Origin of the sequence: Protofrankia symbiont of Coriaria myrtifolia (assembly GCF_900634755.1) — a bacterium.
Classification (GTDB): Bacteria; Actinomycetota; Actinomycetes; order Frankiales; family Frankiaceae; genus Protofrankia; species Protofrankia coriariae.
This window is the reverse complement of sequence record NZ_CAAAFS010000022.1, coordinates 1-9,878: the sequence shown is the minus strand read 5'-3', so window position 1 is coordinate 9,878 and position 9,878 is coordinate 1. Positions and strand designations below refer to the sequence as shown.

10 protein-coding genes are annotated in these 9,878 nt (G+C 69.7%); 6 read left to right on the top strand and 4 right to left on the bottom strand.

The window, feature by feature from the left end:
* Together CM1CMNOD_RS00995 and CM1CMNOD_RS00990 are read right to left on the bottom strand one after the other, a co-directional pair.
* A partial coding sequence (locus CM1CMNOD_RS00995; protein WP_131773796.1) for an NADPH-dependent FMN reductase occupies window positions 1-582 on the bottom strand: 582 nt, incomplete at its 3' end.
* A 182-nt stretch (window positions 583-764) separates the two neighbouring features.
* Window positions 765-1,772 (bottom strand): ABC transporter substrate-binding protein, encoded by a 1,008-nt coding sequence (locus CM1CMNOD_RS00990; protein WP_013871831.1) that lies wholly within the window; start codon window positions 1,770-1,772, stop codon window positions 765-767.
* A 995-nt stretch (window positions 1,773-2,767) separates the two neighbouring features.
* Between CM1CMNOD_RS00990 and CM1CMNOD_RS00985 the strand changes: the two genes are divergently transcribed.
* From CM1CMNOD_RS00985 to CM1CMNOD_RS00960, 6 genes are all read left to right on the top strand, one after another.
* Window positions 2,768-3,691 (top strand): ABC transporter permease subunit, encoded by a 924-nt coding sequence (locus CM1CMNOD_RS00985; protein ID WP_013871830.1) that lies wholly within the window; start codon window positions 2,768-2,770, stop codon window positions 3,689-3,691.
* A complete protein-coding gene (locus CM1CMNOD_RS00980) occupies window positions 3,664-4,677 on the top strand; it encodes an ABC transporter ATP-binding protein (protein WP_013871829.1) in 1,014 nt (337 codons plus the stop codon). Before CM1CMNOD_RS00985 ends, CM1CMNOD_RS00980 begins: the two co-directional genes overlap by 28 nt.
* Window positions 4,674-5,189: a cupin domain-containing protein gene (locus CM1CMNOD_RS00975; RefSeq protein ID WP_013871828.1), complete on the top strand. Its 516-nt coding sequence runs from the start codon at window positions 4,674-4,676 to the stop codon at window positions 5,187-5,189. The genes CM1CMNOD_RS00980 and CM1CMNOD_RS00975 overlap by 4 nt, the downstream gene beginning before the upstream one ends.
* A gap of 108 nt (window positions 5,190-5,297) precedes the next feature.
* Window positions 5,298-6,470, top strand: coding sequence for an LLM class flavin-dependent oxidoreductase (locus CM1CMNOD_RS00970; protein WP_013871827.1), 1,173 nt, complete (start codon window positions 5,298-5,300; stop codon window positions 6,468-6,470).
* A gap of 517 nt (window positions 6,471-6,987) precedes the next feature.
* Window positions 6,988-7,548 (top strand): winged helix-turn-helix domain-containing protein, encoded by a 561-nt coding sequence (locus tag CM1CMNOD_RS00965; RefSeq protein ID WP_013871825.1) that lies wholly within the window; start codon window positions 6,988-6,990, stop codon window positions 7,546-7,548.
* Between the two features lie 423 nt (window positions 7,549-7,971).
* Window positions 7,972-8,427 (top strand): MarR family transcriptional regulator, encoded by a 456-nt coding sequence (locus CM1CMNOD_RS00960; RefSeq protein WP_013871824.1) that lies wholly within the window; start codon window positions 7,972-7,974, stop codon window positions 8,425-8,427.
* A gap of 168 nt (window positions 8,428-8,595) precedes the next feature.
* Here the strand turns inward: CM1CMNOD_RS00960 and CM1CMNOD_RS00955 are convergent, their stop codons facing one another.
* Both CM1CMNOD_RS00955 and CM1CMNOD_RS22100 read right to left on the bottom strand, forming a co-directional pair.
* The gene (locus tag CM1CMNOD_RS00955; RefSeq protein ID WP_043602731.1) at window positions 8,596-9,609 is read right to left on the bottom strand and encodes a Gfo/Idh/MocA family oxidoreductase; all 1,014 of its coding nucleotides are present in this window, start codon (window positions 9,607-9,609) and stop codon (window positions 8,596-8,598) included.
* A 47-nt stretch (window positions 9,610-9,656) separates the two neighbouring features.
* The coding region (locus CM1CMNOD_RS22100) for a hypothetical protein (RefSeq protein ID WP_207387452.1) at window positions 9,657-9,878 on the bottom strand (222 nt) is incomplete at its 5' end.

The following is a 9,878-nucleotide window of genomic DNA, read 5'->3' as shown; positions in this document are numbered from 1 at the left end:
GCCGGAACTCGACGACGAGACCGCGGCCAGCGCCGTGACGGCCGCCCGGACCAGCCCGCCGTTCGCCGCGGACCAGGCCGCGGTCTCGTCGTCGAGTTCCGGCAGCCTGGCTTCGATGATCGAAAACGCCGGGACGGGGACGGTCGCGCCGAGCTCGGCCAGCAGCGGACGCAGATGCAGCTCGGCAACGGGCAGATGCGCCGGTGCGCCCGACACGATCACCGGTATGGCGACCACCCCGGCCAGCGCACCCGACGGGAGCGGGTCGAGGAAGGCCTTGAGCAGACCGGTGTAGGTGGCCTTGTACACCGGCGTCGCCACGACGAGCACACCTGCGCCGCGGACGGATTCCACCGCGCTCGCGACGGCACCGGTGCTGTCGGTGAACAGCTCCGGTGCCAGCAGGGCGAGGTCGACGTCACCGGATTCCGCGGCCGGTTCCGGGGCCGCCGTCCCGAACGCGGGATCGGTGGTCAGACCGTCGCGGATCCGGTCGGCGAGCGCGCGGGCGACCGTGAGCGTCCGCGAACCCGGGCGGGGGTTTCCGCTCAGGACGATGATGCGCGGGAAGGGCTGCGGCATGACCAGCCTCCGACTGGGCTCTCAGTGATCCTGAAACCTGGGCCGCCGGCGGCGCGGGAAGAGAGTGATCGCGCCGTCTTCGGCCGATGGGCATATGGATGATCGACGGGCTCGAAGCCTCTGTCCATTCTGTTCCACGGCCACGGTCAACTGTTTGGTCAACTGCTCGGTCAACTGTTTGGTCAATTACTCAGCGATCGGACCAGGAACGAGGCCACATCGAGTTTCTTGTCGAGGACGCCGGCCTCGGTGTAGATGTCCGCGGTGCGTTGCAGGTCCTTTACGACGGTGTCGTCGATCGGGACCGCGAGCATGTTCCGGCGGCCGACCACCGTGGCCGCGACCGGCTCGGGCAGCTTCGTCAGGGAGGCGAACAATGTGGTGAACGCCTCCTTGTTGGTGTTCGTCCATGCGTATGCCCGGCCCTGACGGACCAGGAAGTCGGCGATGGCCGCGCGTTTCGCCGGATCCTCGAGCGCCTGCTGCGAGGCTACGGTGAATCCGAGCCCGGCGCTGATCCCGCTGCCGTCCCGAAGGATCCGGGCGCCCTTTGCCTCCGACAGCGCGATGTACGGGTCCCAGGTGGCCCATGCCGCGATCTGGTTGGAGTCGAAGGCGGCGCCGGCCGCCTGCGGCGTCAGGAATGAGATCTCCACGTCGTTCGGGGCGAGCCCGGCCTCCCGGAGCGCGCCGAGCAGCAGGTAGTGCCCGACGCTGCCCTTCGTGGTCGGCGAGACGGTCTTGCCCTTCAGCTCCGCCACGCTGTGGATGGGCGAGTCCTTGCTGACCAGGAGCGCGACCCCCCGCGGGGAGACTCGGGACGCGCCGACGACCTTCAGCGGCGCGCCGGAGCCGAGCGAGGACAGGACGGGCGCGTCCCCGGCGCCGCCGATGTCGGCGGCGTTCGCCCGCAGCGCCTGCAACAGGGGCGCCGCGGCGGAGAAGTCCGACCATTCGATCTTGTACGGCGCGCCCTTGAGCGCACCGGAGGCCTCGAGCACCGCCTTGTTCTGACCGACCTGGTCCGCGACCCGCAGGGTCACACCGGACAGGTCCGGCGCGGCGCCCGCCGGCGTCGCCGCCTGCGGCGCGTCGGATCCCCCGCCGCAGGCGACAGCCAACAGCAGGGCCACGAGCGCGACGACGCCGGCGAGCAGGCGGGATTTCGGACGGGTTGACAGACGTGACATCAGGCAACTCCGGTGCGCGGATCTCTGTCGTCCGCGAAGGTGAAGGAAAACGTGACGGTGGCGGGAAACAGGCCGGACGACCCCGGACAGCCCTGGCCGACGGAAACCGGCTGGACGGCGGGAACATCAGGGCCGCAGCCGGAAATCCTGGTTACGGAAAGCTACAATTCGACGGAAGACGGCCGTGCGCCGACCGGATCCGGGATGGCGGCAGCGACGAGGCCGTCATCGACAGCGGCTACTCCAGGCCCGACCGTAATCCACGCAACGACGTCGCGTCAGGACGGTCTCGGCAGGCACAAAACAGCACTCTGCGTATTTTTTGCTTGTTCAGTCAAGAAGTAGAAAAGTGACATGGATCACACAAGTTAGTCCGTTGACGCAGGTGGGAGCGTCATGCTTCCGTTGATTTCATGCTCAAGCCGGCGCTTCTGGTGACTCGGGGTCACATCGACCTTCTTCGGGTGAAGTCCGCCGCATGTCCGGCGTCCCGGCCAGGGACGTGACCTCATCTGAGGTGTGACGATCCGAAGGTGTGACGCGACGAGCGCCCGGCAGGCCCGCGCCAGGAATTTCTGATCGTCTTCGGTCGTCCACAACGGCTTGTTTTCGAATATCCGACAAACTGGCCATGTCTCCCGACGGAGCGGTCTCCCGACCGGAGCGGTCTCCCGACGGATCGCGACAGTTCCCAACAGACAGCCGGCGGATCCACCGCGATACAAGCCGTTCTTCCGGCTGGCCACCACCCGCGTCCAGCGTCCACCCGGCGGCACAGGTGAACGGTAGGGCGGCCCGTCGATCCGAGCAGCTACAGCACCAGAGCGTCCCCTGACCCCTCGCCGGCCACCACCGCCGGCAGCCAGGCACAGCACATCGACAGCGTCACCACTGACATCACCGCCGGCCTTGTGTTCCCGCCGGCTCTGTGTTCCAGCGGCCGTGCTGGCGCCGGAAACACATCCGGAGCGGAGAAATCCACAAGCGGAGAATTTGTGACGACACAGACACTCCCCGCGGGGAGGGACACGGCGCGCGCGGCCGGCCAGGACGGGGGCGCCGACGCGTCGGACAACACGCCCGCGGTGCCGGACGTCCCGCCCGGGCGCGGTGCCCCCGCGCTGACGACGGTCACCGCGTCAGCCGCCAGGCGGCGTGGCGTCCCGCGCTGGGTCCGGCGGCCGGTGGGCCCGCTGCTCCTGCTGCTGCTGTGGCAGATCGCGAGCTGGCGCGGCAGCACGTCCACCGAACTGCTCGCCTCACCATGGACGGTCGTCACCACCTTCACCGACCTCGTCGGCAGCGGCGAGCTGCCGACGGCGATCGCGGTGTCGCTGCGCCGCGCCGGCGCCGGCGTCCTGCTCGGCGGGTCTGTCGGCATCCTTCTGGCGCTGCTCGCGGGGCTGTCCCGGCTCGGCGAGGATCTCATCGACGCGTCGGTGCAGATGATCCGGACCGTGCCGTTCGTGGGCCTCATTCCCCTGTTCATCATCTGGTTCGGCATCGGCGAGACCCCGAAGATCGCCCTGGTCGCCTTCGGGGTCGCTTTCCCGCTCTACATCAACACCTACGCCGGCATCCGCAACGTCGACTCGAACCTCGTCGAGGCCGCCCGAACGGTCGGGCTGACCCGGCTGGGGCTGATCCGGCACGTCATCCTGCCCGGCGCGCTGCCGAACGTCCTGGTGGGGCTGCGCTTCTCCCTGGCCATCTCGTGGCTCGCGCTCATCTTCGCCGAGCAGATCAACGCCAACCAGGGCCTGGGGCAGCTGATGAACGACGCCCAGGAGTTCCAGCGGACCGACATCATCGTCGTCTGTCTGGTCGTCTACGCCTTTCTCGGGCTCACCGTCGACGCCATCGTCCGACTCCTCGAAAGGGGGCTGCTGTCGTGGCGACCGGCATTCAGCGGAACGTGACCACCCGGCCCGGCCCGGAAACGCCCGGGCAGTCCCCGACGCATCCAGCGGTGGACCGTCCAGCGGTCGACCGTCCAGCGGTCGACACCGCGGGCGGGCAGCCGGAGCGCGCCGACCCACCGACAGCCCCGGAAGCGGACCAGGCGCCCGCGCACCCACCGGCGGCCGGCCCGCTCCCGACCCCGGACAGCGCCCCGCTCGCCGCGACGGTCCGCGGCCTGCGGCGCGCGTTCGGCAGCAACGTCGTCATCGACGACCTCGACCTGGACGTACCGGCCGGCCAGTTCGTCGCGCTGCTCGGCGCCAGCGGCTGCGGGAAGAGCACGCTGCTGCGCATCCTCGCCGACCTCGACACCGAGATCAGCGGGCAGGTGCGGGTGGCGTCCCGGCGGGCCGTGGCCTTCCAGACACCGCGCCTGCTGCCGTGGAAACGGGTTTGGCGCAACGTCGTCCTCGGCCTTCCCGGCCGGCCCGACAGGGCCAGGGCGATCGCGGCACTGACCGAGGTGGGCCTCGCCCACCGGGCCGACGCCTGGCCGAAGACGCTCTCCGGCGGTGAGGCGCAGCGGGCCTCCCTCGCCCGCGCCCTTGTCCGCGACCCCGACCTGGTGCTGCTCGACGAGCCGTTCGGCGCCCTCGACGCACTCACCCGGATCCGGGTGCAGGGGCTGGTCGAGCAGCTGTGGCAACGTCACAGCCCGGCGATCCTGCTGGTCACCCACGACGTCGAGGAAGCCCTGCTACTCGCCGACCGGGTTCTGGTCATGAAGGACGGGGTGATCGCCCACAGCGCGACCATCGCCCTTGCCAGGCCCCGCGACGTCGGCGATCCGCGTTTCGTCGCGCTGCGTGCCGAACTGCTCGGCTGGCTTGGAGTCGGGCATGCCCGCTCCGAGGCGGCCAACGGTCGTCCGGCGCGGGACGGCGAGCCCGACCCGGCAGTCGATGTCCGAGAACCTCCACCCAGACAGAAAATCCTCTCATGACCTCTTCTCAGATACCCGCGTACTCGGACGTCGATCCGTTCCACCGCCGCCTGCACCAGATCACCCAGGACGAGCTGGACCCGGACACCGCGCAGACCTCGGGGATGCGCCGGTTCTCCGCCATCAGCGGCAAGACCGTCGGGTCGTCCAAACTGTGGATGGGGCAGGTGCACGTCGCCCCGGCCACCGCGTCCGGCAACCATCATCACGGCCGCTCCGAGACCGCCATCTACGTGGTCAGCGGCCATCCGGAGTTCGTCTTCCTCGACCAGGCGGTCGAGGGGACGGACGAGCCCGGCCCCGGCCGTGAGGTCCGGGTGCGGACCTCACCGGGTGACTTCATCTTCGTGCCGCCGTGGGTCCCGCACCGCGAGGAGAACCCCGACCCGAGCCTCGAGGCCATCGTCGTGATCGCCCGAAGCACCCAGGAGGGGATCGTGGTCAACCTCGAGGACCTGCAGTGGGCCGGGCCGGTCCTGACCAACGGATCGGATGTCGAGGGCTGTTCCTGACCGACCGTCCTGACCGACCCTGCTGACCGCTCGTTCTGACCGCTCGCTGGTCCCGTGCGGTCGCGATCCATCCCAACCTCGCACGTCATGTTCACGAGGAGCAGCGCCATGCCCGTGGAGTTCATCGGACTGATCGCAACCAACGAAGGGTCGGAAACGCATCGGAGCTCCGGAGCGGTCATCGACCCGAACTACGTCCGCCGGTTCGCCCGCGTTCACGAGGACGCCGACTTCGACCGGGTACTGATCGGCTACAGCTCCGCCTCACCCGACAACATCCAGGTCGCGGCCTATGCCGCGGCCCACACCGAGCGCCTGGGATATCTGGTCGCGCACCGGCCGGGCGTGGTCTTCCCGACGGTGGCGGCCCGCTATTTCGCCACCCTCGACCATTTCTCCGGCGGGCGGATCGCCGTCCACATCATCACCGGTGGCAGCGACGCCGAGCAGCGGCGGGACGGCGACTACCTGACCAAGGACGAACGTTACGACCGCACCGACGAATACCTCGACATCGTCCGCAGTGCATGGACGTCCACCGAGCCATTCAGCCACGAGGGGCGCTACTACAAGCTGGCGGACCATCTGGCCACCGTGCGCCCGGTCCAGCAGCCGCACATCCCGCTGTACTTCGGTGGGTCGTCACAGGCGGCCTACCGGGTCGGCGGCAGGCACGCGGACGTGTTCGCCCTGTGGGGCGAGCCGCTGGCGCAGACCGCCGAGCAGATCGCCGCGGTGAACCAGGCCGCCGAGCGGGCCGGCCGGCCCAGGCCGGGGATCAGCGTGTCGTTCCGGCCGGTCCTCGGCCCGACCGAGGACCTTGCCTGGGAGCGGGCGCACCGGATCCTCGCGGACACCCGCGCGAACCTGGCCGCGCCCGGCAGCATCTTCAGCCAGTTCCGCCACGCGTTCAGCCCTGAGCAGGCCCCGGCGAACGTCGGGTCACAGCGCCTGCTGGCCGCGGCCGCCACCGGCGAGCTGCACGACCGGGCGCTGTGGACGCCGCTGGCCGCCGCCACCGGTGCCGCGGGCAACTCGACGGCTCTGGTCGGCACCCCGGAGACGGTCGCGCAGGCGTTGCTCGACTACATCGACATCGGCGTGACCACAGTGCTGATCCGTGGTTACGACCCCTACGACGACACCGTCGACTACGGCCGTCAGCTCATCCCGCTGGTCCGTGAGGAGGTCGCCCGTCGGGACCGGGGGGAGGCCGCGAACCGCACCGCGATCGCGCCGGTACCCGCGGCACTGGCGGCCAACGGCGCGAGCGTGAACTGAACGTGAAGCAAACGTGAACCGAGTGTAAAGTCAACAGGCGGGTGGGTGTGCTACCAGTCAACCGGTCCACGCCCCTGTCCGGCGATCCCGGGGGGATCGCCGGATACCGTGTGCGCCAGGGCAAACACAACCGGCACCCGACAACGGGAAAACCCGGCACCAGGACGACGAAACACAACCTCCACGAAGCTTTCCAGCTCTGTTATCCTTCGGATGTGAATTATCACGTGGAGCCGAGACCACGCATCGCTGGTCCGCTGCACGCCGGGCTCCTTCTCGAGGCTTTCTGGCCTCCCCGTCGCGAACACGACTTCGATCAGTACTGTCCGGGCTCCCTCGCGCGCTAGAGACAAGATCAGCGCTCACCAGCCCGTTCCGCAAAATTCTTTTGGCCGTAGCGGCCGTCCGTCAGAATTTATGTGACCACTGATCGAAAACGACACAACATGTTTTCTCGCACCTGAGTACCAGTCCGGTGGAGCCGGGAGGTGTCGAGGAATCCGAAGGAGCCATTCACATGACCGCGCCACGCCCAGGTTCGTCCCACCTTGAGCAGCCCCGTCTCACGGTGACGCAGAGGGGCCGCCTGGACACCCTGACAACCGCCCGCGCAACGGTCGCCACCCCCCTCCGGCAGCAGCCGGAGCGCGATGTGGTCGTACTCGGTCGCGCCGCCTCCTGGCAGCAGCCGACCGTCCAGCCCTCGGCCGGTTCACCGATCACCGCACCGGCCGGCGCGCCGACGACCACGCCGCAGCGCCCCGAGCGCGGCGTGTGGATCGACCGTCCCACCTGGAGCGCGTTCGTCGACGGAAAGCTGCTCGACCTGACCTATCTCGAGTTCGAGTTGCTCGACTTCCTGGTGCGCCATCCGGCGCTGGTGCACTCCCGCACCGCGCTGCTGCGCTCGGTCTGGGGCTACAACCTCGACGACGACCCCCGGGCGGCCGGCCGGACCGTGGACGTACACATCACCCGGCTGCGGCGCAAGCTGGGGCCCGAGCACCGGGACCGCATCGAGACCATCCGCCGGGTCGGTTACCGCTACCGTCCCGTCTCCACGGGCCGCCAGGCGTAGGCCGGGCCCGACGGGGCTCCGGTCGCACCGACAGCGCCCGAACGACCGTCACCCAGTGGACTCAGCCTGACCGACGTCCCGGCCGCGCGGCCATCTCGAGCGTCAAGGTCACCTCGAACGTCGAGGCCGTCCCAGATGCCGGGGCGGGCCGTCGTCCGCGCGACGGGACATGTCGGTGAGTCCAGTTGCCTACCGTGCCCGCTACCGTGACGCTCGGGTATCCGAAGAATCACCGTGCGGTATGGTTCTTGAAGACTGCCATGACCACGCCAAGGAGATCATCATGCCGGGGGGCGTGACACGAGGTCAGCCGGAGCCCGGTTTCCCGATCAAGGCCGCTCCCGCGCCCGACGCCGGGCGCATCCGTCGCGACGCCAGCCAGCGGTGGGCACATACCGCTGGAAACACGTAGTTTTTCTGGTAATGAGCGCAGCGGAGAAGTACTTTGACCCGATGGACGGCGTGGCCGAAGCCCAGCTGGCATCGGTTCTCCGCCTGTCCGTGATGCGGCTGTCGCGGCGTATGCGCCAGGAGCGGTCGAACACCCTGACACCCACGCAGATCGCCACCCTCGCCACCCTGAAACGGCACGGTTCGATGACCCTCGGTGAGCTCGCCGCGCACGAGCGGGTGCAGCCGCCGTCGATGACGCGGGTGGTCGCCCACCTCGCCGAAGCGGGCCTGGTCGCCCGCGGCGCGCATCCCTCCGACGGCCGGCAGGTCATCGCGCGGATCACCGAAGCGGGCATCGACCTGCTGGAGGCCGACCGCCGGCGCCGCGACGAGTGGCTCGCCGAACGGCTGGCGTCACTGAGCCCGGACGAGATGGCCGCACTCGAGCGGGCCGCGCCCATCCTGGACACGCTGGCCGGCTCATGACGGGGCCGCCGTCGGCCCGTGACACGGCCCGCCACCACCAGTGCCGGTGCGCGCGGGCGGGCGGGGCATCCGCGTCCAGGTCGTCGACCGGGCGCCGTCTCTCCATGCCGCGCGTCATGCACCCATACCGTCCATGTAACCCATGTAATCCATGTCACCCATGCCGTCCTACAGCTCCACCCAGCCGCTGTCCTCCGCGGACGCGTCCGCGGCCGCCAGCACCCGCGCGATGGTGAGCAGGTCGTAGAAGGTCGCGCCACGGACCAGCGCGGGGTCGCCCAGCTCGGTGACCCGGACGACGTCGTAGGTCGCCTCGATCAGACCGGGACGTACGCCCGGGACCGCGCGCATCAGCAGATCGCGCGTGCCGTCCGCGTCCTGGCGCAGGACGCGGCGGCCCTGCACGACCATCCGCCCGCCGGTCCCGCAGATCGTGATCGTGGCGGTCTCCAGCCGGCCGTCGGGCCGCTCGTTGATCAGTGCTGTGGCGCCGCTGGCCGACAGCAGCGCGAAGGTGACGGGCGCGTCGGCGGTGAGCCTGGCCGCGGGCATGGCGTCCGGGCTGGCGCAGACGGCGAGCACCTCCCCGCACCAGCGGACGACCAGGTCGACGATCTCGGCTCGGCCGGACTGCCCCGCCGGGGCCCCGAGCACGGTCACCTGGGTGATCCGGCCGAGCGCGGCCATCGACGCCTGTACGTGCCAGGCCGCCGGCCAGGCCCGGCCGTCCATGGCGACGACATGCGCGAGGTCGGACTCCTCCGCCAGGTCGGCGACGACCCGCAGCGACTCCGGGTCGGCGGTTGTCGGACGAGCCAGCAGCACGTGCAGGCCGGCCTCGACGGAGCGGCGCGCGATCACGTCGGAGCCGGGCGGCCCCATCTCGATGCACACGGCCTCGATCTCGTCGGAGAGCATCGCGACCAGATCCGCGTAGGCGCGTGGTGCCTCGGCCTCCGCCGCCCAGGCCAGCGACTCCAGCGGCTCGGGCGCGAGCAGGCCGACCACGTCCACCCCCGCGTCCCGTAGCACCGGTGCGGTAGTGCGGTCGCTGCCATCCGTCGCCAGAGCCATCGCGCCGGGCAGGTCGGGCAGCAGTCGTCGGGTGTCACGTCGGCGCTCCCGCCATTCGCGCGCACCTGTCGGATCACGTTGGGCCACCAACTCGGGAACCGTTGTCACATACCGATAGTGCCCTCCAGCGCGGGGGCCTGGAGCGTTATTCATAACTACTCGGCATCAAACTCCCGACGCCAACAGGAGGAGATCTTTTTGTCCGACTTATTACCATCATTCCCATCAATGGTGAAGCCGGTGTCGGTAACCGGCGGCCGTATCATGCAGAATCCGCGGTCATGGCTCGGATGTTCGTGGCGTTGCTTCCACCGGAGGATGTCCTGCGGCCACTCGCCGATGCCGTCGAGCGGCTGCGAGCCGACCGGTCGGGGCCG

Bases quoted from the DNA above. Each gene is read 5' to 3' on its own strand.
- CM1CMNOD_RS00990 (WP_013871831.1), bottom strand. From the start codon at position 1,772: ATGTCACGTCTGTCAACCCGTCCGAAATCCCGCCTGCTCGCCGGCGTC.
- CM1CMNOD_RS00975 (WP_013871828.1), top strand. From the start codon at position 4,674: ATGACCTCTTCTCAGATACCCGCGTACTCGGACGTCGATCCGTTCCAC.
- CM1CMNOD_RS00970 (WP_013871827.1), top strand. From the start codon at position 5,298: ATGCCCGTGGAGTTCATCGGACTGATCGCAACCAACGAAGGGTCGGAA.
- CM1CMNOD_RS00965 (WP_013871825.1), top strand. From the start codon at position 6,988: ATGACCGCGCCACGCCCAGGTTCGTCCCACCTTGAGCAGCCCCGTCTC.
- CM1CMNOD_RS00960 (WP_013871824.1), top strand. From the start codon at position 7,972: ATGAGCGCAGCGGAGAAGTACTTTGACCCGATGGACGGCGTGGCCGAA.